Origin of the sequence: Pseudomonas sp. 22515, from assembly GCF_052044625.1 — a bacterium.
GTDB classification, from domain to species: Bacteria; Pseudomonadota; Gammaproteobacteria; order Pseudomonadales; family Pseudomonadaceae; genus Aquipseudomonas; species Aquipseudomonas alloputida.
In genome coordinates this window covers 1-22,899 of record NZ_JBQENN010000040.1, presented here as the reverse complement: position 1 = coordinate 22,899, position 22,899 = coordinate 1, and the positions used below count along the sequence as shown (strand labels likewise).

General features: G+C 59.4%; 19 protein-coding genes and 6 pseudogenes. 2 read left to right on the top strand and 23 right to left on the bottom strand.

From position 1 onward, the window contains the following. Position 1 precedes the first annotated feature (1 nt). The 12 genes and pseudogenes from benB to ACTJJN_RS25330 form a co-directional block, all read right to left on the bottom strand. Positions 2-490 carry a benzoate 1,2-dioxygenase small subunit gene (benB, locus tag ACTJJN_RS25385; protein WP_011005913.1) on the bottom strand — a complete coding sequence of 163 codons (489 nt, stop codon included), beginning with the start codon at positions 488-490 and terminating at the stop codon, positions 2-4. After that, positions 491-1,846 (bottom strand): benzoate 1,2-dioxygenase large subunit, encoded by a 1,356-nt coding sequence (benA, locus tag ACTJJN_RS25380; RefSeq protein WP_138868026.1) that lies wholly within the window; start codon positions 1,844-1,846, stop codon positions 491-493. Between the two features lie 180 nt (positions 1,847-2,026). Next, entirely contained in the window at positions 2,027-2,776 is a 750-nt protein-coding gene (locus ACTJJN_RS25375; protein WP_134637673.1) for a TIGR03747 family integrating conjugative element membrane protein, read from the bottom strand. Then, positions 2,773-4,929: a type IV conjugative transfer system coupling protein TraD gene (gene traD / locus ACTJJN_RS25370; RefSeq protein ID WP_011005916.1), complete on the bottom strand. Its 2,157-nt coding sequence runs from the start codon at positions 4,927-4,929 to the stop codon at positions 2,773-2,775. The genes ACTJJN_RS25375 and traD overlap by 4 nt, the downstream gene beginning before the upstream one ends. A gap of 8 nt (positions 4,930-4,937) precedes the next feature. Beyond that, positions 4,938-5,475 (bottom strand): annotated as a pseudogene (locus tag ACTJJN_RS25365) (integrating conjugative element protein). A gap of 311 nt (positions 5,476-5,786) precedes the next feature. Beyond that, positions 5,787-6,920, bottom strand: a pseudogene (locus ACTJJN_RS25360) (TIGR03752 family integrating conjugative element protein); the annotation flags it as partial. Continuing rightward, a complete protein-coding gene (locus ACTJJN_RS25355) occupies positions 6,917-7,825 on the bottom strand; it encodes a TIGR03749 family integrating conjugative element protein (RefSeq protein WP_011005918.1) in 909 nt (302 codons plus the stop codon). The pseudogene ACTJJN_RS25360 and the gene ACTJJN_RS25355, both read right to left, overlap by 4 nt. Beyond that, on the bottom strand, positions 7,822-8,514 hold the full coding sequence (locus tag ACTJJN_RS25350; protein WP_095159412.1) for a PFL_4703 family integrating conjugative element protein: 693 nt from the start codon (positions 8,512-8,514) through the stop codon (positions 7,822-7,824). The genes ACTJJN_RS25355 and ACTJJN_RS25350 overlap by 4 nt, the downstream gene beginning before the upstream one ends. Further along, positions 8,511-8,921, bottom strand: coding sequence for a TIGR03750 family conjugal transfer protein (locus ACTJJN_RS25345; protein WP_045633950.1), 411 nt, complete (start codon positions 8,919-8,921; stop codon positions 8,511-8,513). Before ACTJJN_RS25345 ends, ACTJJN_RS25350 begins: the two co-directional genes overlap by 4 nt. Before the next feature lie 12 nt (positions 8,922-8,933). After that, a complete protein-coding gene (locus ACTJJN_RS25340) occupies positions 8,934-9,302 on the bottom strand; it encodes a TIGR03745 family integrating conjugative element membrane protein (RefSeq protein ID WP_011005920.1) in 369 nt (122 codons plus the stop codon). Positions 9,303-9,324: 22 nt separating this feature from the next. After that, the gene (locus ACTJJN_RS25335) at positions 9,325-9,564 is read right to left on the bottom strand and encodes a TIGR03758 family integrating conjugative element protein (RefSeq protein WP_011005921.1); all 240 of its coding nucleotides are present in this window, start codon (positions 9,562-9,564) and stop codon (positions 9,325-9,327) included. Next, entirely contained in the window at positions 9,561-9,932 is a 372-nt protein-coding gene (locus ACTJJN_RS25330) for an RAQPRD family integrative conjugative element protein (protein ID WP_011005922.1), read from the bottom strand. The genes ACTJJN_RS25335 and ACTJJN_RS25330 overlap by 4 nt, the downstream gene beginning before the upstream one ends. A 463-nt stretch (positions 9,933-10,395) precedes the next feature. On the opposite strand from ACTJJN_RS25330, the gene ACTJJN_RS25325 reads away from it, so the two are divergent. Beyond that, positions 10,396-10,731, top strand: a complete 336-nt coding sequence (locus ACTJJN_RS25325) for a transposase (RefSeq protein WP_081262894.1) — start codon at positions 10,396-10,398, stop codon at positions 10,729-10,731. 206 nt (positions 10,732-10,937) lie between these two features. On the opposite strand, the pseudogene ACTJJN_RS25320 reads toward ACTJJN_RS25325, so the two are convergent. From ACTJJN_RS25320 to ACTJJN_RS25270, 11 genes and pseudogenes are all read right to left on the bottom strand, one after another. Next, positions 10,938-11,045, bottom strand: a pseudogene (locus tag ACTJJN_RS25320) (IS5/IS1182 family transposase); the annotation flags it as partial. 118 nt (positions 11,046-11,163) lie between these two features. Then, positions 11,164-11,939: pseudogene (locus tag ACTJJN_RS25315) on the bottom strand (transposase); the annotation flags it as partial. Between the two features lie 221 nt (positions 11,940-12,160). After that, on the bottom strand, positions 12,161-12,514 hold the full coding sequence (locus tag ACTJJN_RS25310; protein WP_011005926.1) for a hypothetical protein: 354 nt from the start codon (positions 12,512-12,514) through the stop codon (positions 12,161-12,163). Between the two features lie 404 nt (positions 12,515-12,918). Further along, positions 12,919-14,316 carry an OmpP1/FadL family transporter gene (locus ACTJJN_RS25305; RefSeq protein ID WP_095159411.1) on the bottom strand — a complete coding sequence of 466 codons (1,398 nt, stop codon included), beginning with the start codon at positions 14,314-14,316 and terminating at the stop codon, positions 12,919-12,921. 112 nt (positions 14,317-14,428) lie between these two features. After that, positions 14,429-15,529 (bottom strand): NAD(P)-dependent alcohol dehydrogenase, encoded by a 1,101-nt coding sequence (locus ACTJJN_RS25300; protein ID WP_011005928.1) that lies wholly within the window; start codon positions 15,527-15,529, stop codon positions 14,429-14,431. Positions 15,530-15,724: 195 nt separating this feature from the next. After that, positions 15,725-16,777, bottom strand: a complete 1,053-nt coding sequence (locus tag ACTJJN_RS25295) for a 2Fe-2S iron-sulfur cluster-binding protein (RefSeq protein ID WP_011005929.1) — start codon at positions 16,775-16,777, stop codon at positions 15,725-15,727. Between the two features lie 149 nt (positions 16,778-16,926). Further along, on the bottom strand, positions 16,927-18,036 hold the full coding sequence (gene xylM / locus ACTJJN_RS25290) for a xylene monooxygenase subunit XylM (RefSeq protein ID WP_011005930.1): 1,110 nt from the start codon (positions 18,034-18,036) through the stop codon (positions 16,927-16,929). A 27-nt stretch (positions 18,037-18,063) separates the two neighbouring features. Then, positions 18,064-19,527: a benzaldehyde dehydrogenase gene (locus ACTJJN_RS25285; RefSeq protein ID WP_011005931.1), complete on the bottom strand. Its 1,464-nt coding sequence runs from the start codon at positions 19,525-19,527 to the stop codon at positions 18,064-18,066. A 31-nt stretch (positions 19,528-19,558) separates the two neighbouring features. Then, positions 19,559-20,164 carry a zinc-binding dehydrogenase gene (locus ACTJJN_RS25280; protein ID WP_229637852.1) on the bottom strand — a complete coding sequence of 202 codons (606 nt, stop codon included), beginning with the start codon at positions 20,162-20,164 and terminating at the stop codon, positions 19,559-19,561. 42 nt (positions 20,165-20,206) lie between these two features. Beyond that, positions 20,207-20,605 (bottom strand): annotated as a pseudogene (locus ACTJJN_RS25275) (alcohol dehydrogenase catalytic domain-containing protein); the annotation flags it as partial. Positions 20,606-21,346: 741 nt separating this feature from the next. Continuing rightward, a pseudogene (locus ACTJJN_RS25270) lies at positions 21,347-21,638 on the bottom strand (transposase); the annotation flags it as partial. A gap of 59 nt (positions 21,639-21,697) precedes the next feature. Here ACTJJN_RS25270 and ACTJJN_RS25265 point away from each other — a divergent pair. Continuing rightward, positions 21,698-22,735, top strand: coding sequence for an IS5 family transposase (locus tag ACTJJN_RS25265; protein WP_023082810.1), 1,038 nt, complete (start codon positions 21,698-21,700; stop codon positions 22,733-22,735). Positions 22,736-22,899 lie beyond the last annotated feature (164 nt).

Here is a 22,899-nt window from a genome sequence, read left to right as displayed (position 1 = left end):
CTCAGACGTGGTATACATCGATAACTTGGCGGATGTAGTCGTTCTTCAGCACGACCTTCTTGGCCGTAATCAGCGGGGTCTCGCCGCATGTGTCGAGAGTGCAGAAATTGGTGCCAAAGAAGTGGTCCACCGTCTTGTACCGATAATTCATGGTGTGCCAGTTGTAGCGCAGCTTACAGACGCCATCGGACTGCTCGAGCAACTCCAAATTGCTGATGTTGTGGCTGGTTCGGGTGTCCGGAATGGTGGCACTGGAACGCTCGGTCTTGATGCGGAACACCCGATCCTCTAGGCCACTGCGATTGCCGTACCAAATCAGCGAGATCTGGCTCTGCGGGTCTTCGGTCAATTGGTCGCGGTCGTCCCAGGCCGGCATCCAGAAAGTGGCGTCCGGCGCGTACATTTCCAGCCAGCTTTCCCACTGCTTGTCGTCGAGGTAGCGTGCTTCGCGGTAAAGGAAATCGCGCACGGCTTCGTAGGAGATAGTCATTTACACGCCCTCCGCATGGATCAGCCGATCCTGTTCTGCCTTGACGGCCTTGATCATCTGCTGTTGCCAGTACTTGTGCTGCATGACGAACAGGCCTTCGTCTTCCGAGCGGACACCGCTCAGCTTCGGATGCAGATCGATCTCCTTCGCGCCCTCGTCCGGCCCCTCGATCCAGTGTTTGGCGCCACGGGACATGTCGTTCATCCCCCCGCCGGCGAAGCCCTCCTGGCAGGCGCGGAATTCCTCCAGGTCGTCCGGGGTGGCCATGCCGCTGACATTGAAGAAGTCCTCGTACTGACGGACACGGCGGGCACGCGCCTCGGCGCTTTCGCCTTTGGGCGCGATGCAGTAGATGGTGATTTCGGTTCTATCCACCGACAGCGGACGGGTGATACGCAACTGCGAGCCGAACTGGTCCATCAGGTAGAGGTTCGGGTAGAGGCAGAGGTTGCGGGAGACGCCGATCATCCAGTCGGCACGGGCTTCACCAAACTCGCTGGCTAAGCGATCTCGCTCGGCGAACAGCGGGCGGTTTTTCGGGTCACCCCAGCGTGCCCAGACCATCTGGTGGCCGTTTTCAAAGGAGTAGAAACCGCCGCCATCCCCGCCCCAGCTACTGGCGCTCATGGCGCGAATATCATCGCCCGCTTCTCTCAGCTTGCGCTGCTGCTGGGTGGCGGCGTAGTTCCAGTGAACAGTACTGACGTGGTAGCCGTCGGCACCGTTCTCGACCTGCACTTTCCAGTTGCCTTCGTAAACATAGGTACTGGAACCGCGCAGCACTTCCAGACCTTCGGGCGACTGGTCGACGACCATGTCGATGACCTTCCTCGACTCGCCGAGGAACTCTTCCAACGGGGCGACGTCCTCGCGCAGGCTGCCGAATAGAAATCCGCGGTAGGAAGCAAAGCGCGCAACTTTCTTCAGGTCGTGCGAGCCGTCACAGTCGAAGCTGTCCGGATAGCCGGCACCCTTGGGGTCTTTGACCTTGAGCAGCTTGCCCGAATTGCTGAAGGTCCAGCCGTGGAACGAGCAGGTGTGGGTGGCCTTGTTTCCACTCCTAAAGCGACAGAGCGTGGCGCCGCGGTGACTGCAGGCATTGACGAAGGCATTCAGCTCACCATCTTTGTTGCGTGTGATGAATATCGGCTGCCGGCCCATCTGCGTGGTGTAATAGTCGTTCTTCTCGGGAATCTGGCTCTCGTGGGCGAGATAAATCCAGTTGCCCTCAAAGATGTGTTTCATCTCTAAATCGAACAGCCGAGGGTCGGTGAACATCTCGCGCTTGCAGCGGTAGATGCCCTCGTTCTCATCTTCTTCAACGAGACTATCTATATAGTCGAGCCCCAGGTGCATTGTCATGGTCATGACTCCATTATTATTGTTTCTGTTGCATAAAGCCTAAGGGGTAGGCCTTTCTAGAGATAGCCATTTTTTGCACTCCTGTATCCGCTTCTTGCAAGGCTGGACTTATCCCTATCAAACCGGACACTGCAGCCCGTTAAGGAACTGCTGATCAAAATTAACGTGTCGCACCTACAGATACTTCTTGAACGTCGCCGCAGCGATGCACACCGCCACGCCGAGCAGTGCGGCGCTGGGCAGCAGGATCAGCAGCGGGTTCACGCTGACCGGCAGTGCCAGGTAAGTCACCCACGGCAGTACGGCCAGCGGGATCAGGCTGGCCCTGGCGCGGTGATAGATGAACCCCGACTCGCGTCCCGCGCCGAAGCGGCGGATGTCCCGGCGCACCAGGCCGTCCACGAGGCCGACGAAGGCGGCCATCAGGAACAGCGGCAGGGTCAGGCACAGCACCAGCAGCCGCACGAGGAAGACCAGCGTCGTGTAGGCCGCCGCGATCAGGTAGCTCTCCACGTTCACGTAGACTAGGCCGATGTAGTAGCGGAAATCCTTGGTCGGGCGGTGGCTGCCGGCGCTGGCCTGCGCGGAGGCGTCGCGTATCCAGTCCAGCAGGCCGCTTTTCACGAACAGCCAGTCGTAGCCCTGTTCGACCAGCCGGTACGCGGTGCGCCCCGGCTCCTGCACCAGCGCGCTGCGCGTGAAATGCGTGGAGAGCTGATCGAGCTCGTAGTGCAGCATGCCGTGCGCGTGGCGCCAGCCCTGATCGGGCCAGAAGAAGTGCATGCCGACGCATTCGATCAGGATGCACAGCAGCAGCGCGCCGCACAGCACGCCGAAGAAGCGGAACGGCAGCGTGACCAGGCCGGCGATCAGCCCCTGCTGTCGTTGCTGCTGGCGCTGTGCCGCGACGGCCGGATCGCTCATGCTTCGGCCTCTTCAGCGGCGACCATCTGCCTGAAGTCGTCCAGCAGGTCGTCGGGCAGCGCCTCGTCCTGCAGGCCGGGGATGCCCTGGTTCTCCCACCAGTCGCCTGCCTCGACGTAGTGCTGTCGCATGTAGCCGGCCAGCTCCTGCAGATCCTTCGGCATGGCTTCGTCGGGGTCGGGTGCCGGCAGCGGCATGCGGACTTTCCAGAGGTTGCCGCCCTCGGTCAGCGCGAAGCACTGCCCCTTGGTCAGCGCCACCACATGCGCCGGCTCGATCAACGGCACGCTGTTGCTGCTGATGCGGTCCTGGGTGTTGGACGTGAACGCGGTATTGCCGTGCGGGTCGGAGCTGTCGGTGGCGCCGCTCATCAGTGCCGTGGCGTACACCTCGACCTTGGGCAGTTGTCGCGTCAGCAGTTCGGCGGTGGCGGTCTCGCGCACGCGCAGCATGAACAGATTGTTGAAGTTGCCGACCACCTGGCCGGCCTTGGCACGATTGCCGATGCGCGCCTCGATGTCGCTCAAGGTCTGCGTGTAGGCCGTCACCTGCACGCCGGCACCGCCGCCCTTGTTGACCATCGGGATGAACTCGTCGCCCATGAGTTCATTGAATTCGTCGGCGTGGACGTTGATCGGGATCCTGGCGACTGCCGCTACGCCCGGCAGCCCGTCGTCGATGCCGAACTTGTAGATGTGGCCGGCGACCGAGACCAGATCGCCGAACATCGAGTTGCCCACCGCCGCCGCGACTTCGGCGTCGGACAGCGCATCCAACCCCACGTAGACCACCGCGCGTTTGCGGATGACCTGCATCCAGTCGAAGATCGGCCGCGGGTCGGACAGGTCGGAATAGTTCGGTGCGAGCAGTTGCGCGATCTTGCCGGTGGTGAGCTTCTCCAGCAGCGGCAGCAGCGAAGCGACGATCTTGTCGAAGTACGTCCGGTCGTAGCGCACGGCGCTGCGCAGGCCGTCGAGCACCGGGTCATAGACGCGCACCTGGGACAGGTACTGTTCGAGGGCCACCACGCGCTTCTCGCGCCCGATCATGTTGCGCGGGATGTTCTTGTCGTTCAGCTTCGCTTCGAGCTGGACGATGACCTCCCAGGCCTTCGGCTCGTTCCTGGCGAAATAGTGCTGGGCGTACTCGATGAACAGCGCGTCGATGTTGATGACGTGGCGCTGGATCAGCAGGTAGTCCGGCCGCTGCCCCAGCTCGACCAGGGCGCGGGCAATGATGTTGACGAAGCGCCAGGCGAATTCGCGGAACGCGGCGCTGTTGCCTTCGCCCGAGAGCTGTCCGGCGATGCGCGTGGCCACCTCGGAGATCCGCCCGAACCGGCCGACGGCGTTGTAGCGCGCCGAGATGTCGGGCCAGCCCAGATGGAAGACGTAGAACTCGCCTTCGCGCCCGGCGCGCCTGGCCTCGACGTACATGCGCTTGAGCAGGTCGGCATCGCCCTTGGGGTCGAAGACGATCACCGCCTCGTGCTCGCCGCGGACCTTGCGGCGGATGTCCTGGGTGATGAACAGCTCGGCCAGCCGCGTCTTGCCCACGCGCGTGGTGCCCAGCACCAGGGTGTGGCCGACGCGCTCGCCCAGCGGCAGGGTGACGTCGACCTCGTTCGGCTCGATGCCATGCAGGCGCGGCAGTCCGCCGAGCGGCGGCAGCGGCCGCGCCGGGTTGAGCGGGCTGTCCCAGGCCAGCGCTCGCGCCAGCTTCGAGACGGGAAACGGCGCGAACTCAAGCCGCTCCTCCAGCCGCCGGGCGGCGCGGTAGATCGCCGTCGGCTCGACATAGCGGCGGAACTCCGGCCGGTAGGTCTGCATCAGCCGGTGCGTGTGCCGCTGCTCCCAGCGAAAGCCACGGCCGACGAACAGCCGTTGCTGACTCACGGGCACGTCGCGGCTGGTCATCACGTAGCGCGGCAGGCGGCGGATGTTGCGGCGATAGCGCAGGATCGCCCAGGCATCGCGCAGGCGAATCGCGCCGAAGCTCAGGAAGGCCAGCGCCGAGCCCAGGCCGAGCAGCGGGTTCAGCGCGAGCGACCACGGTGCCACCAGGCACAGAATCGCGGCGCCGGTGCAAACCGCCACGGTATAAAGCTCCACCGCTGGCCGCAGCAGAACCTCGACCGCATGCGGCTGGGCCATTTGCGCACCTACTGCTCGATGCCGGTGGACGTGATGAGCACCGGGTAGTGGCGCAGGTCCAGGCGCTGGGCCAGGTCGTCGCCGGAGGCCGGCGCGAGGGTCAGGCCGGGCGCCAGGTGGCGCAGCTCGACCAGCGCCGCCATCGACTCCACGTTGACCACCAGGCCCACGGCGCCCAGCTCTCGCAGCGCAGCGCGGCGTGGCGTGGCGCTGCCGCAGCCAGGCGCGCGAGCGTGCGTCGTCGCCGACCAGGAACAGCGGCGTCAGGCCCGGCGCGCGGATCACGCGGTGCGGCACGTCACCCGGCGACAGGTTCGCCGAGCGCACTGGCAGCATCGCGGCCTCGGCCGAGTTGCCCACGCGCGGGCGTGGCAGCGGGGCTGGCCGCGCGGTGTCGTCCGGCTGGGGATTCAGCGGCCGGTAGTACGGCAGCGCGGAGTCGCCGCCGCGGTCTTCGACGACGATCAGAGGCGCGGAGGCGGTCTGGGCGAAGACGATGGTCGTGGACAGCAGTCCGATGGCGGCGATGAGGACGATGTGGTTCATGGCGTAGCGGCCTGGAGGGTTGGAACGGGAACGCTGGTGTCGAGCATGTGGGTCAGGTGCCGATGCACACTGCGCCGGTAGCGCGCCGCGGGTGCCCCGCCGGCGGGCCGGTGGTAGCGGCCGATGGCAAGAAGCCAGTCCTCGCCCGGCGTGTGCTGTTCGCGCAGGATTTCCGCAGCGATGGCGAGGTTGCGGTACGGGTCCAGCAGCTCGCAGGGCTGCGTGTAGCGATGCCTGTGATAGCCGAGATTGACCTGGCCGAGGCCGGCGTCGATGCGATGGGCCGGCGTGCGGGCGAGTGCCCGGCGCAGCCCCGCGCAGGCCGCGGTGATCAGCGCCTGGCTGCCGAGGTACTGCTGCGCGTTGCTGCGCCGCTCGCCGCTGACGCAGGGAATGCCGTAGGGATCGCTGATCCAGCCCAGGCCGGGCGTGGCAGTCGTCGTGCTGTTGGCACTGGCTTGCCCGCCGCGCTGGTCCTGGTTACCGTCCTCGGGCACGGTGCGGATGGTGCCGTCGTGGAACACGAAAGTGACCGAACGGATTTGCCCGCGCACGCACGAAAGCGTCCAGTCCCCAGAGGCCGTGCCGCTGACCACGGCGCCGGCCACGTCGGGGATGTCGATGCCGTTGGCCGTGAGGTTGTCCGGACCGATCAGCACCTTGAACGGGTACGGGTCGTTTACGGTTCCGTCGATCGGCACGCGCCCGATCAGCGCCGTCATGGCAATCGACCCCATGAGCGTCGAGTTCGACGGCACGGTGTAGACAGCCTGCGCGGATGCGCCCACCGCGCTGCTGCCGACGTCGGCGACGGATTCCACTGCGGCCGACAGGCTTTTCTGGGCCGGCACGAAGCTCTGGGGAAAGCTCGGCTCCTTGCTGCCGTTTGTGGCGTCGACCTTGGCATCGTCGGGCTCGACCCACTGCGTGCCACTGGTGCCGCGGTCGAGGCGCTGCCCGTCGCCCTCTTCCAGCCCCAGGCCGACGGGCAGGTCGGACGGGCCACCCTTGCCGGCAAGGCCGTCCAGTTGCCGCTGCAAGTCCTGCAGTAGCCCCTGGGTCTGCTGCCTGTCGCTGGCCACCTGGGTGCGCTCTTGCTCCAGGCGGTTGCGCTCGCCTTCCAGCGCGCTCTGGATGCGCTGGTCGATCGCGCTTTCCCGCGCCCGCAGACGCTCGTTCTCGGCCTTGTGCTGCCTGTTGTCGCCGAGCGCGCTCTGCAGCTCGGTGCGCAGCTGCTTGACCTGGGCCACCAGCGTGGCGACGGTATCGCGCGGCGTGTCGCCGGCGATGCCCAGGGCCTTCATCTCCTCGGGCGTGAGCGTACCGGCCGCGCCCTTGGGGGCGGGCTGGCCGCCCGGGGCGCCGGAGAACAGTTTGATTCCGACGAACACCAGTAGCAGCGCCATCGGGATCAGCAGCCACTTGAGCAGCGGATTACTCTTCAATCGCGCGCTCCTCCAGTCGAGCCGGCCGCGGCGGCCGGCGGCAGGTTCACGGTGGCGTCGATCGGGCTCAGCGCCGGCAGCAGGGACTCGGCCAGGCCGTGGCGGCGCGTGACCAGGTAGAGCACCGTGGTGTCGGACGGGGTGCCGGCCGGCCCCAGGTTCGGATGCTGGAAGGTCGCCGCCACGAAGTTCCCCTGCAGGGCGCGCGGGTCGAGGTCGAGCCAGCGCGCGGCCGTGTTGGTCAGTCGCACGGCCGTCACCCATTGGTCTTCCAGGCGCCACGCGGCCAGCGCCCGCGCGTGCACCGGCAGCGTCGGCAGCAAGGTGTCCAGCGCGAGGTCGCGGCGCAGGTTCACGCGCCCGATGCCGGCGACCGGCTCGACGGTGCGCAGCGGCGCGTACAGGTTCTGTGCGGCATGACGCGTCAGCACGACCGGCACCGGCGTTTCGCGCCGGGGAACGGATTCGTCTGCGGGCCCATCGGCCCGCTCGTCCGCACCGCTTGCTGCACTGCCGCCGTAGCGCTTCGCGGGGGCTTCCGCTGCCACGATGCGCACCGGCTCCAGTGGCGCCTGGCCGTCCTGCGCTAGTTCGGCGGCGATGTCGAGGAGAATGAACGCGCCGGACTCCACGTCCTGCAACTGCAGTCGCGTCGGCGGCAGCGGCTCGCTGGCCCGCAGGTAGATCGCGCCGCCCGCGCTCTGCACCCGCAGGTGCGCGGCCGCGCTGTCCGGTACGCCGACACGCACGTTGCGGTCGATGAAGATCACCCGCTCCTGGCCGACCACCAGCGGCACCGCCAGCGGCAGGCGTTCCCAGCGCAGGATTTCCACGGCCTGGCTGGCCGGCACGAAACCGAGGATCAGCAGGACGCCGGCCAGGGCCGACGAGGCGACGGATTTCATGGGGAGCCTCCCTGCAGGCGGCCGGATGCGTTGGCGGGCGCACCGGCCCGGGTCGGCGTCGGCGGCGGTTCGATGCGCTGGGGTGCGCCGGCGTAGCAGTCCAGCGCCAGGCCAAAGGGGTTGCGCTCGGGATCGATGTCCAGCCGGACGACCTTAATGGGGTAGCGCACCAGGGCGCGCTTGACCTGCTCGGAGCCGTAGTATTCGTCCGCGCTCACGTCCAGCGTGACGATCCAATCGCGGCCGGAAACCACCTTGACGCGCGTGGCCGGATCGTCGCCGTAGCCGCGGCCGGGAATCTCGTAGATGCCGCGCACGCGCCGACGCAGCTCGCCACTGGCGCGCCGGTATTCGTAGTCCTGCTGCAGGAAGGCCCGGCAGCTCGGTGTCAGGTAGGCCGACAGCGCGCGCAGGTTGCGTGGATAGTCTTCTTCGCCGTTCGTGGGCCAGCGCTGCACCTGCTGCCAGATGTAGAACGAGAAGGCATACACGCTCTCGGGCGGCACGTCCCACCACTTGCGCGTGCTGCCCGAGCGCAGGTCCGGCGGCACATGGATGGTCAGACTCTTCGGCGCACTCCACCAACCGAAGCCGAGCAGCAGCGCCACCGCGAACAGCGCGCCGGCGCCCAAGCGCAGCGTCTTCACGTGCGCCTGCAGATGCGCAACCTCGTTCTTGAAACGACTCATGGCGCACCTCGATCGGCATTGCGCCGGGTCGTCCAGTAGCCCGAGCGGGTGACGAGGCGCTGGCCGCCCAGGAGCGCTGCCAGCGCCGGATTCCGCAAGGCCAGCCGCCACTGGAGCTGCCGGTACAGCCAGGTGTCGGGCCGACCGCGCTTCTGCGCGCGCAGGAAGCCGCCGCCGACGAAAACGCCCAGCGCGATGCCGGCGACGATCAGCGTGGGCACCATGGCGATGCTGTGCGTGAGCCAGGCCAGCGGCAGGCCGAGCGCGAACCCGGCTGCGGCAGACAGGCCGGCGCAGATCCACAACTCATCGGCGGTCAGCCCGCGCACGACCACCGGCTGGCGGTTCAGCCGGTGCGGCAGGAAGGTCACCAGCGTGTCGCGCGGGGTCTCCGAAGGATCGGCCATCGCTTGCCGCCCTTACAGCACGCCGGTGGCTTTGGTGAGCAGCCAGATGCCGACCACCAACAGGATCGCGCCCACGGCGACCGTCAGGCCGAACTGGCCCCAGGTGGCGCGGCCGGTGTGGATCTCCGAGTAGCGTGTGTAGGCGTGATAGCAGACACCGATGAACATCGAGGCGACCACGAGCAGCGCGATCAGCAGCACGATGTCGTAGCCGTAGTTCTGCAGGGTCTGCAGGATGCCGCTGCCCTGGCCGCGCGATGGGTCTTCCATGGTCGGCAGGCCCTGCGCGAAGGCCGACAGCGGCAGGCCCGCGAGCGCCAGCGGCAGCAGCGGTGCGGCGATACGGGACGGAATGCGATGGGATGTCGGTGGCGTGCTCATGGCGTATGGCCCTTCGTGGCGGTCAGGACAGGAGGAAGAAGGCCAGCACCAGGTACATCGCCACGAAGCGCACGACGACGGCGAGGAACTGACGTTCGGTGATGCGATGCTCGGCCCAGCCGACATAGGCGGTGCGCACGGCCCACACGCCCCACAGCAGCAACACGGCGAACACGAAGCCCAGCACCACGGCGGAGACGGCCGAAGGCGCAAAGCCGCCGTTGGCCTGGAAGGCGGCGACCTGATCGGCAGAGGGCGTCATGGCGACGGCTCCTCGTCGTCGGCGCGCTCACGGCGGACGTAATCGCCGGCCAGCGGGACGGGATCGCGCGGCTGGGCGCGCTGGGGCACGAGGTAGTCCTGCACGCCGGTACGCACGCGCGTCAGGTCGGCACGCAGCCGGGCGTAGTCGAAGTGGTAGCGGGCGCGCGCCTGCGGCGTGGTACTGGCGGCGTGCTCGGCCAGGCGGTCGATCAGGTCGAGTTGGCGGGCGAGCGCGGCCAGTTGCTCGTGTTCAGCGGCAGCATCGCCGGCCGATGCGGGCGATGCGCCGGCCAGCGCGATGATCAGCGCCAAGGCCAAGGCCGGCACACGGCGGCAAGGGGGCAGCGGGTTGCCAAGGGGTATCATCACGCCGTTCCGCAGTCGTCTGGATGGTGAGATGCTGCGGTGGTCGGCTGGAATCTGCCGCAAACAATCGGAACGGGCTGCGAACCGGATTCACGTGATCTACTTCGTAGAGTGCCAAGCTAGCGCTTGCCGTGTCCGGCGTGCCCTGCGCCGGAGCAGCCAATCCACGACCGGGGCGAGCGCCGTTGGCAGCACCTGCACTTCTTCCAGTTTCGCGTCTCATCGATGCCCACCGCCGTGGGTGGGGTGCACGCAGTGAACTTCAGCGCGGCGCGGCGGCCGTGTGTGGACGAGACTAACCCCCGTCGCGGCCAGCGCTCTACGTGACGTTGTTCCATAATACCGATGCGCGGCGCTTGCTGTTCGCCACGCCGGGCCGGGATGCCCAGACCTTTGCGACGTTCGCAGCCGATCTGCGTGCGTATGGTGGCGAGCCCGACGCGATCACCGACATTGGTATCGACTGCCCAGGGCCTTCCAGGCGGGCGCGGCCAAGCAGCATCCGCAGGCGCGCCTCGCCTTCGATCCATTTCATGTGGTGGCGCTGGCCAGTCGGGCGCTCGACCAGGTTCGGCGTGCGGAAGTGAAGCTCGCGCCGGAGCTAAAAGGCAGTCGTTGGGCGTTGCTCAAGCGCGCGGCGCACTGGTATCGCAAACAGATCGACAGCATGCATTGGCTGCAGCGCAGCGGCCTGAAGACAGCGCGTGCCTTGCGCCTGAAAGAGGCATTGCGCCAACGCTATCAAGCACGCCCCGCACCGGATGACGCCGCTAGCCTGCTCGACCGCTGGATCTCGTAGGCACGTCGCTGCCGGCAGCGGACGAATGGCTTCGCCTTCGCTCCTGATGCCCCTCTCGTGAACTCAAGTCCGACAGGCTACTAGGCAGCGGTGCTAAAGATCCTCTGAAGTAGCCATGCATTTCTGGCTGACTTCAGCCTCCGCTGATTTTAAAAGCGGCAAATCAATCAGCCGCCGCGAGCAACTCGCGGTAGCCATTCCCCTCACTACAGGCGCACCTCTCCTGCGTTCGTCAGTAAATGCGGGCGTGCCATCCACCGATTCGACAGCGCGAATAGTGTCACCAGTTGCGCCGTGCTATTCGCCAGACCCCTCCTGCCGTCTCGATGGCATACACAACTTAAACTTTTCTGCAGCGCTCTTGGTGGGCGCCACAGCTCCGGCGTAGAGGCTGAGCAGCAGGCTCACCTCGTTGCGGGCCATCGCGTCCTAGACAGTGGAGGCGCCGCGATCAGTCGATGAGAGGTGTGCGGCGAGCGCCGACTTGACCTTGCCCATGTACGCCTCGGCGCTGCCTCGCTTGCGGAGAGCGCCAGGATCTTCTCCGATGGCCAGTCGAACTTGCCGAGGTTGGTGACCAGGAAGAAGGCATGCACCAACAGGTCATCGGGGCGTTCCTGCACCACCAGCACCAGCACCACGCGCCGTGGCGTCGGCCAGGAACCAGCCTGGTACTCAAGGTCGTGGCACCACTCCCGAGGCTGCTCGGGTTGACGGCCCGGTGGCCGCTTCAGGTGCGGTGCCGCCAGCTTCTGCAGGCCGATGTGGCTGCGCAGCAGGCCACCCACCATGTCGCCCGTTTCGGCCAGCGAAGCCACCAGCGGTGAGTAAATCCGTGCGCTGTAAAGCCCATGAAACGCCGAGCCACCCTAGTGGCCGTGGACATCGATCGGCACGCCGTCGATGTCCAGCGTCAGCTGCTCGGGGCGTTGGCCATGCTTCAGCGAGGTCAGACGCCAGACCACCAACAGCAGCAGGTCTTCATGCACAGCATCGATGTTGTCATTTCGCCCCATGCAGGTCAGCAGCCGCGACAGCGTGGCTTGAGACAGCCGACCCTGAGCTAGGGGCTTACAGAGCACCGCTGTCGCTGGTGGTGCGCTGGCCGCTCAGCTCGACACGAACAGCGCCGTTTCAGGAGGGCGTCCAGGCGGAAAGCTTTCCCCCATAGCGGATGGCTGTCTTGGTTCATGTTCTTGGCGGAACACACTGAATTTCCGAGAGAATACCATCCGCTATCTTCGTTTTCAGGTCGGCCTCATGAATAAGCCGGGTTAATTCATGAGGTGCGCTTACTGGTCCCCCACCTGAGTCGGCTCTTTATACCCCCAAAAAAACTGATGCGCCCACGTCCACACTATCGGAACTGTTGTGCAGCTATAATCCGCGCCACCAAACAGACGGTGCAGGTGCAAGGCACCCTCGCGCCTTAATAGGCGGCCATAAATAGCACGACAACGCCCGCCAACGCCAAGCCGCCGTGCCCGATGATCGCCCACCAAGGCTTGGCGTTACGGAACAGCACCCCAAAAAACAACGCCCCTCCCAGAAAGGCTGCTACCAGCAGGCCCAGCGCCCAGAAAGCGGCCTGCGGAATCGAAGCATCGGGCCCGCCGCTAAACAACGCATAGACCAGCGTCACGAGTCCCGCGAAGGCGAGCCCACCGTGCGCCAACCTCAACCACGAAGGGTAACGCACCTTTATAGCCGTCAGCAGGGCTAAAAGCAACCCGCCCGAAGCAGCCGCTACCATCCACCAGAATATCCACTTCACAAGCTCCATCAGTTGCTCCTCAATTTGGTGTCTTTATAGAATGACGGCCGCCACTCGCCGCCCCCAATAATGTGGCATTGCTAGAATATAGCAACGACGAAAACCAGCGGTCTTCCAGTAAGCTCATTCCATCGATAGCACATTGACTTACTTGCTCGCTCAAAGACGGTCAAGAAGTATCGCTAACGAATACGCAAGTGCAACTTTCAGTCCGCCTCCTTGCTAATATTATGATCTTAAGCCAGCATCAAGACTTATCGCCACCAACCTGACCTGCAATGCACATCTCAGTAGCCACTCATGCCTACCAGGCTAGTTAACCAGATAGCTATTGAACCCGAAGATTGAGCCAACAAAGATAGCGGCTCAAATTGATTAGTTCGAACTTCAGAAGCTTACGATAAGCGTTTTAATCAGAATGAATAATTATAGGCCAGGACGAAATTATCTTGCGCTATGGACGATTTCACGGGCGATGAGGTGTTGTAAGCCGACCGGTTGGTCATACTTTCCTTGAAGGCGTGCGAGTAGGCAGCATCGAATCTGCCTGATTTGGATAACTGATAACTAAATCCTAAAGAGGCATGATCCTGTAGCACTGCTGGAATCAGCGCCAGCAGCCCTTCGTCATTGAATGGCTGCGTGGCATGACGGTATCCTGCTCGCAGGGTTAAACGCGGGGTTGCCGCATACGACGTGCCAATCGCCATGATCGTTTGATCCTTGGCATCCTGCGGCAGCTTTAAGTCAACATCGCCCATCCCACTGGCGAACCCCAATTTAATGTCCTTCAAAGCATCCTTCCAGAAAACGCGAGAAACATCAAAAGCGATCAACCATTTATCCGTGACCTGATGGCTGATACCCACATCAAGCTTGGCTGGCGTATTGAAGTCCAAAAACCGAACCTCGCCTTCGATAGGCACATTACCGGCAATACCGTCCACCGCTGTAACAGTCCCCTTCCCTTTCAAGTCGTTCATGTGACTTTTGAACATGTAGGAGACACCCACATTCGTTGTGGGGGCCACCTTGTACAATAACCCTAATCTGGCCGAATACCCCCACCCATCAACGCCACTCGACATCTCTTTGTTTTTGCTAACGCTCAAATGGACACCCCGTGGGTCGGGCAAGGTTCCAATCACCCCCATTAAGGAGCCGGACGCTCGCCCATCCCCCGCTAGACTCCCTAGCTGGTTCATTCCAAGTAAATAATCAAGATTCAAGCCAGTCCACTTGGCATCAAGTGAACCGCCAATGGCCAGGCGATCGTTAACTTTAAAGCTCGCAGCAAAAGGTATATCAAGGATAAACAAACGGCTAGCATTTTCAAGACCGGTGTCCGCCCCGGCAGCATAACCCTTTCCACCAACATCACCGCGCGACAAAAAACTGTCATTCCCATATTCCACCCCTACACCGGCTTGTGCAAACACGCCCGCACCGAAGGTCCAGTTGGAAACCTTGTGGATATAAGCAAACTGGGGGGCAACATAGGGTCCTCTGTTGTTCGAATGGTCACTCGACGACACATGTTCCCCGGTCTCCGGGTTAGTGGCGCCAATGTCTGTAGTGATAAGATCGAATCCGAGCAACAGTTCGCCGGCAGAATCAGATAAATCCATGGTCGCTGGGTTGACCATCATCGACGCGGGCCCGACATAATGCGCAACAGCCGTTCCACCCATGCTCCTAGAAATTGCTCCAAAGCCCTCCAAGAACAAACCATCCGTCGCTATCGCATGGCTTGATGCGATACCCAAGATCGCACCACTAATTACTTTATTGGGTAAATTTTTTATTTTCATATGCTTCACCGTTTATTAACGTTTTTATATGGGGAAAACAACATCGAACAACACATTCTCTACGCAACGTTGGAAAAGTTCCACACGGGCCGCGCATTTCTACCAGCACGCGTCAACCAATCCGGAGTACCGGCTTAAGCGTCACGCCTTTTTCCGAATCTTCGGCGGCTCGATTGATTTCATCAAAAGGATAAAACTTAATCAGCTTGTCAAACGGAAACTTCCCCTGGCGATAAAGCTCCACCAGCCTGGGAATGAAAATATCCGAGATCGACTGACCCTCAACGATTCCACGAAGCTTACGATTGAATAGCAGGAAGTTAATGTCAACGGGCACCGTGGCCCCCATAGGTGGCGCCCCTACAATACCGATCTCACCGCCTATAGCAGAGCTGAGGATCGCCTGCGTAAGCACGGCGGGCAAACCGCTAGTCTCCAATACATACGGAACACCGTCAGCGAATATCTCTTTGATCGCCTCAATGGGATCGTTAGCGGCCGGGTTAATAATGTGCGTCGCCCCAAGTTCACTGGCTAGTTCCAGCCGGTTTTCCTTAACGTCGACAGCGATGATGGTGGTACAACCTGCTACAACGGCAGCCATCACGGCCGAAAGACCAACTGCCCCAGCACCAAAAATTGCGATAGCAGAACCCGCTGGCGGATTAAGCGCATTCAGAACAGACCCTGCGCCAGTTTGAATGCCACAACCAAGAGGCCCAAGCAACTCAAGCGGTACGTCTTTTGTAACCTTCACAGTGTTACGTTCATAAGATAGCGCATATGTCGCAAAGGAGGACTGCCCAAAAAAGCTTGCTCCCACCTCTGCCCCTTGGTGATCGTGGATGGTGCACTCCCCGGTTACCGAGCGCCCCATAAAGTTAGGGCCAAATGAGTTTGCACAACTGGTAGGGTCTCCGGAAAGACAAGCATCACAACTCCCGCAGGTATAAAATGTCAAAACAACATGGTCGCCCGGCTGAACCTTTTTGACCGCGGACCCAACCCGCTCAACCACACCAGCCCCTTCATGCCCAAATACCATCGGTAGTGGAACCGGATAATGCTGATCGCGACAAACCAGATCCGTATGACACAGCCCGGTTGCAACCAATCTAACGAGAACCTGATCTTCAGCTGGCTCATTAAGAGCTACATGCTCAAGTAAGAACGGGCCATTTTTTTGGCGAACTATTGCTGCTTTGATTTCCATTTCCATCTCCCTCTTTATTTTAGACTAAAGTTATAAACCGATCTTTACCAACCTTTTGGACAACAACCTATTTATCTCACTGCCATCAATTTTTGGCCGCAAGACGATTCCAATCATTAACTCACCGATTAGCTCGAATACCGTAAGCTAGACTATGCATCGAACCACAGTTAAACTTGTAAGCTTCTGCTACTGCTAGCAAGGAGGTCTATTATAAAAACGGTCCGCAAACACTAATTCCCGCGCAACACCAAGTCGAACGAGCTCGGTCTCGGCAGCGTCCACCATAGGGGGCGGCCCGCAAAGGTATCCTTCATAAGGCTGCCCAGTGAGGTACTCCTTAAAATACTCGGTTACCATGCCACGTTTCCCTTTCCATGACGACGTAGAAGACTCTTCGGACAAAACTGGAATAAGCTCGAAGCGCCCACCCCAATCGAGTTGCAGCGCTTCTATTTCGTCGAGGCAATATAGGTCACGTTGTTGACGAGCTCCAAAGAACAACAACACATCACGCTCTCGCTGGGCCTGGGTCATGCTCTGCAAAACACATTTAATTGGAGCAAGCCCCGTTCCGCCGGCTACGCAGACCATCGTGGCATTGCTCTCATGGAGCCCGAACTGTCCATAAGGCGCTCGCAGGGTTAGTGTCGCTCCTGTACGATCGCCACCAAATAGCCAACCACTGAAAACTCCACCTGGGACAAGGCGAACATGGAAGCTCAGGGAGCCGTCAGGTTGGGGCGGAGCGGAAAAAGAATAACTCCTTACAGCAGAGCATTCTGCACATTCTACATCTGCATACTGGCCGGGGTAGAAGGCTATCTGCTTATCGGGCACTACTTCCATCTCGACTATATCGTGCGCCAGCCGTTTCTGCTTACTAATCAAGGCACTCGTTTCTATTGGAACTAACGCCTGCCCGAGCACTGTGTCTAGCTCTATCTCGAGATCTTCTTTTGGTATGCATTGACAACCCAAACGATAGCCGGACTGATACAGATCGCCACTCAGACCCATAGCAGAAGAGGTCAACTCATTGACCCTGCCAGATATCAGTTTATATTTACATGTCCCACAAGATCCGACTTTGCAATCATGCGGAAAGGCAATTCCTTGATGCAGAGCGCTTTCCAGAATGGTTTGCCCGCGTGGCACCTTAAACTGAAACCCCTGCCCTCTGACTGAAACGGTAGATTCCGGAGGCGGCACAAATAAACCAGAGATTTTCTTAAAAAACTCATTCATAAACCCATCGCTCAGTTAGACGCCCGTTAATTAGAAAAAACGGAAACTTTGTCCCATTTGGAACGTTTTTTTCAAAAAGAGACCGTAGAGTTCGTTCGCTCTTCGCTTATCTACGGTCTCAGTCGAAACGGTTTAGACTGCCTGTATTATCAAATGCTAGCCACCCGACCCAGTTCACTTTCACACCACAGTGGCCATCCCGCTTTTTTATTTGCAGCCATAGCCAGTTCGCGCTCACCTGGAGTTGCGTACCGCTGGTCCCAGTCTCTCAACTTTGGTTTTGCAATGAGAGCGAACCAAAGAGGCGGAATAAGCCCTAGAAGGAAACACACAAAGAGCGAAGGCATCTGCGGGGCTTCTTTTTCCGGACGCAACTCATAGAACCGTGTATAGCCGTCAATATGATGATTGATATGGTTAGTAATTTCGCAACCCAGCGGGCGCACAATTGTTCCCATATGATTCCACGCGTGGTGCAGGAGGATAGGCTGATCTAAATCGCGTACTAAACCATAGTGCTGAAAGTAATTAAAACCCTCGACTATCCCTTTCGCAATAATCATCGAAGCAATCGTAACCAACCCTAATGCTGGCCCGCCCAGATAAGAAACCAAGCCAGGCAGAGCGAGCAGAAGTGCGACATATTGATATGTTTTGTTGGACAAATTCCACGGTGACTGTCCTTTTCTACGTAAAGTTTCAGCCTCAATCTTTATCGCATCTTTGACGGAACCAACTGTCGCACTGATCACGAAACTGTAAATTGTCTGACCACGGTACGGAGTATCGCTATCGAGAGGCGTATCTAAGTAAAGGTGATGCGTGTTGACATGGGCAATGTCTCGGTTCGGATCACCATAAAACATAGCCAATAGCTGCGCCATTTTCCGAGGCAACCAGTGGCGACGATGCATCAACTCATGCGAAACCGGAAGAGTTGGCACACCACTAAGCCAAGCCAAAGAAAGAATGCACCCTGCCACTTGTAACGGCTCACTAAGTTCGATACGCCCGTTTTCAACTCCGAAGACAAGGAGCCCATATAGACCGATCATTAATGGTAACTGCAAATACTGGGTAAGGTCTGCGAAAAAGGGACTTACCTTTCTGGCCGAAAAATCCTTCGGTAAAATGACATCAAGCACCATCAGTGCAGGGAATGTTGCCGCCCCAAGCCAAACCCAATAGCCACCATAGTAAAATCCGATCAGCCCGCAAGCAGTAACAACAGGAATCAGGTAATAACGAAGCGTGTCCATATATCCTCCTACTTTATTATTGTCGACTCAAAATGGGTAATTAGCTGGCTTCTCAACCATACTAATCCATTGAGATTGAGTAAATTCTTCAATACTTGCAGGTCCGCCAAACCGGCCTCCGCTACCCGAGGCACCCATTCCTCCGAAGGGAACATGCGGCTCACAGTTAATTGGCTGGTCATTAATATGGACCATACCGGTATTTAGACGCTTTGCGATGTCTAGACCAGTCGCCAACGCCCTAGTATGGATAGATGCGGCCAACCCATACTCCGAACAGTTTGCCAATTCAATCGCCTCTTCAATACTGTCAAATACAGTGATCGGAGCCACCGGGCCGAAAATTTCAGATTTGAAAACCTCCATCTCCGGCTTCACATCCATGATTACGGTAGCTTGGTAGTAGCGATCTTGATACGTACCTCCCGCCAAAACCTGAGCACCGGCCCTTTGCGCAGATTCAACGAGCGCGTGGACGCGAACTACCTGTTTCTCATTGATAAGCGGGCCGAGATGCACTTGATCCGAGTTTGGATCCCCCACCACTAAGTTCTTGGCACGTAGCGCCAGTTTCTCTGCATATTGCTGAGCAACGTCCCTATGTACTAAATGACGTCCGGCGGCCATGCACACTTGGCCCTGATGCAAAAACGTACCCCAAGCAGCGCAGCTGACAGCCCCTTCTAAATCGGCGTCAGGCAACACGATGTGGACATTATTACCACCCAGTTCAAGCGCAACCTTTTTCAGCATTCTCCCGCATTTCTCTCCGATCAACCGGCCCACCTGTGTGGACCCGGTAAAAGAAATCATGTTAATTCCGGAGTTCGCAACCATTGACTCTCCTACGTCCGCTCCACCAGGAAGAACGTGAAGAACACCGTCCGGCATGCCAGCGTCGGAAAAGATTTCGGCAATGAGCGCCCCCCCGGTGACAGCAGTCTGAAGGTCGGGCTTTAAGATCACCGCATTACCCAACGCTAAGGCTGGTGCTACCGAACGCATTGCTAGAAACAACGGGAAATTCCAAGGTGCAATTACGCCGACCACGCCAACTGGAACGCGCTGACAAAGATTCATGCGCCCTGGAACTGCCGATGGAAACAATGTACCGTTAGGCAAAGAAGCTAGACCCGCAGCTTGATGCATTTGCTCATACGCAATTCCGGCCTCCCATAAGCCCTTCGGACGAATTGCGCCGCATTCCCGTACGTTCCAATCGGCGAATTCATACTCGCGCTCCTTTAGTTTTTCGGCAGCCTTGCGGACAATGGCGGCTCTTTCACTAAATGGTATTGCGGCCCATTCCTTTTGCGCTCTCTTAGCTGCGTTCACAGCAGCATCGACATCTTCGCCGTTAGCAACACCCGTAATGCCAAGAATGTCTCCATTGGACGGATCGACAACATTGGCAACACCTCCCCGCGCCTCTACCCAATTAGAACTAAACACCTTCCCGTACCAGATAGGCTGCTCTTTTGTTTCCCGCATAATTATGCCTCCTTAACTTCAAAGTTATAAATTAGATACATGAGCCATTGGGCTCAAACAGGATTTTCAAGGACTGACCATTTAGGGCCATTTCGAACGCATCCTCTGCCGCCGATAGTGGCAATCGATGCGATACGAGCGAAGACAAATCAACACGCCCTGTAACCAATAAGCTAGTTGAACGCTCCCATGTTTCATACAGACGCCTGCCATGCAGGCCACGTACAATAAGGCCTTTGAAAAGCCACTCCTCTAAGTTGAGCAAAATATCATGTGACGGGACGCCCATCAGTCGCAACTCACCACCATGGGTGATGGATTGAATAAGCTCCTTTAACGCCGCTGCTTGCCCAGAATAGTCAATTGCAACATCTACTCCCCTCTCACCGAGCAGCGAACGCACAGTCTTATAAACGCTCTCTTCAGTTGCATTAATGCATTCATCCGCCCCCATTTTGGCTGCTGCAGTGAGGCGCAGAGGATGAATGTCCGTTGCAATGACCTTGCTTGCTCCCAGTGCTTTGGCGGCTGCAATGTTCATAAGTCCGATCGGACCGCAACCAGAAACAAGAACATTCAATCCCGAAACCCCAGAACCCTCCAGACTTGCATGCACCGCAAGCCCGAACGGCTCCATCATTGCCGCCTGGAGCGGAGGAATTCCGCACGGCACCGGCCAACACACGCTTTCCGGAACCACAACGAAAGACGCGAAGCCTCCATCAAAGTCGACCCCCGGATACCGCGTCTTAGGACAAACATGCGCCCAACCGCGTCGACACGTGTAGCACGTTCCACAAGGGAGATGACTCTCCAGACTGACGCGCATCCCAGGCCTTAGACCTTTAACGTCAGATCCGACCTGTTCAATCACCCCGCTAACTTCATGACCCAAGATAGTGGGGAGTTTCATTCTTTTGGCGAACTCGCCCCATTTATAGATCAACAAGTCAGTACCACAGATACCGGCCGCTTCAACTTTCACCAGCACGTCAGTACTGTGGGCCTCTTTAGGGGCGGCCACATCATCGACAGATAGCCCTCCTGGCCCTGCTTTAGTTTTCCTTATCGCGAGCATTGAATCACCTATGTAGACGTCAAATGTTATAGGTAGCAAGGACGGCGATATCAAATCACTTAATGCATCACATGCAGCCAAGTTCTCGGCAACAAACGCACAGCTTCCGAGATCGACACGACTAGTTAGTAATGTCGCTGCAGCTGTGACTGCGGTAGATGACTAAGGCTCGAGCGAATGCGCGACAGGCTGGATATATCGTTGCAGACCTGGGCATATAGTCGGTTGAGGTTAGCGATGAGATTGAAGATTGATGCAGCCGCACCGTTGGACTGGCATCTATAACCCCTATCACGAGAGATGAAGCCGATAACTGCGACGAAAATGGTGCGCAAAGTCGCACGCACGCCAATGACCTTGGCCTCACCAAAATTGGTGGTCGGGCTAGCCTGCTTGGGCTCGCCCTCAGAAAGCACTAGGCCAGCGTCACAGACTCCAGGCGTAACGGCTACGGCTGGCCCGCTTTGAGGATATACATGGCGAAAGCAACCAATCTGAACAGAGTTGAGAAAATACAACATTGAAGGGTCACCACTATTTTTATTTTAAGTCTCGTATAGCTAGCAACCGCCATGCCATTGCTTATACCGATCCCCTTATTTCATCTAAATTATTGATTTTCTTTGTAAAAAAGAAAGGGGGGGTATGAGAGAAAATCTACAGCACGCTGGCTGTATTTGAGCAAATCATCAATCGCGCATAACCACCTGTCGATTTGATCAAGGCAGCGATAAAAAAGGTTCATCGCGCTTTCCCGGGGAAGACAGCCTTGACTTTCAGGAAGAAGTAGTCCGAGCCCCGGAAACCATAGGCCATGCGCTTGATCACCTTGATTCGGTTGTTCACGCCCTCCAGCAGGCTGGTATGCATGGGAAAACGGGCGCTGGCGAGGATGCCGCGGATATAGCGCCTGAGGTTTTTGGCGAAGCGCTAAGCCCCTGTCACGGGCATGCCGTAGCCAGGCCCGCCAGCGTTGCCAGCCTTCCCATACGCTCGGGGCGTAGCAGACTTCCTTCAGGGCACCTCGAAAAACCTCGGCCCCCTGCGATTGGTAAAATTGCGTTGTCCTGATTTCGTTCTCTGACACCAGCCATGAAGAAGCGCACTGCCATCAAGACGGACCTGTTCGCTGACGAACATCATCGGAAGAAGATCGACACGCTTGGAGATCCGCTGGCCCAGATCGAGTCGTACATCGATTTCGCGGCACTTGCGGCGGAAGTCGATCGGGTAGCGCCGCGCCCTGTCAGCCCTCAAGGCGGTCGCCCGCCGTATCCGACGGAGACGATGGTGCGGATTCTGGTGCTCAAGCGGCTGTACAACCTGTCGGATGAACAGATGGAGTACCAGTTGCTTGACCGGATGAGCTACAAGCGATTCTGCGGGTTGGCCAGCGCGGTCAATATTCCGGATCGAACGACCGTGTGGACGTTCGAGAACCGCATCGGCGACGCCGGCGCGAAGGTCCTGTTCGACGGTGTCACGGCCCAACTGCTCCGGCACGGATTCATCGCCCGCGGCGGCCAAATCGTCGATGCCACGCTGGTGCCTGCTCCCAAGCAACGTAACAGCCGTGAGGAGAACAAGCTGGTCAGGGAAGGCGCGATGCCGGCTAACTGGAAGCCAGCCAAACGGCGCCAGAAGGATACGGATGCCACCTGGACGCAGAAGCACGGCAAGAACCACTTCGGCTACAAGCTCTCGGTCAACGTGGACAAGAAGTACAAGATCATCCGCAAATTCGAGACTGATACGGCCAGCGTCCATGACAGCAAGCACTTCGATGCGCTCATCGACCGGAGCAACACGAGCCGCGATGTCTATGCGGACCGAGGCCACACCAGCGCAGACCGGGAGGGCTGGCTCAAGGATCACGGCTATCGTAATCAGATCCAGAGGAAGGGGTACCGCAACAAGCCCCTTTCCGAGTGTCAGCAACGGCGCAACCACCGCATCGCCAAGACGCGTGCCCGAGTGGAGCACGTGTTCGCGAGCATCGAGCAGATGGGCGGCAAGTTGATCCGTACCATCGGACAGGGGCGCGCGAACTTTGCGATGACGATGATGGCGGCCTGCTACAACTTGAAGCGGCTGGTGTACTTCCAGAAGGCGGGAATCAAGGCCTTCTGACGCCCGGAGTGGGCCGAATCGCCGCTGCAGAGGGCGATTCGGAAGAAAAACGGGGCGACACCGCCCAGAAAGCGGTGATTCGCCGCAGAAATCGAACCGAATTCGATCATGGCCATCATTTGGCGGTCGGATTCACTGAAAACCTCGCGTTATTCGAGGTGCCC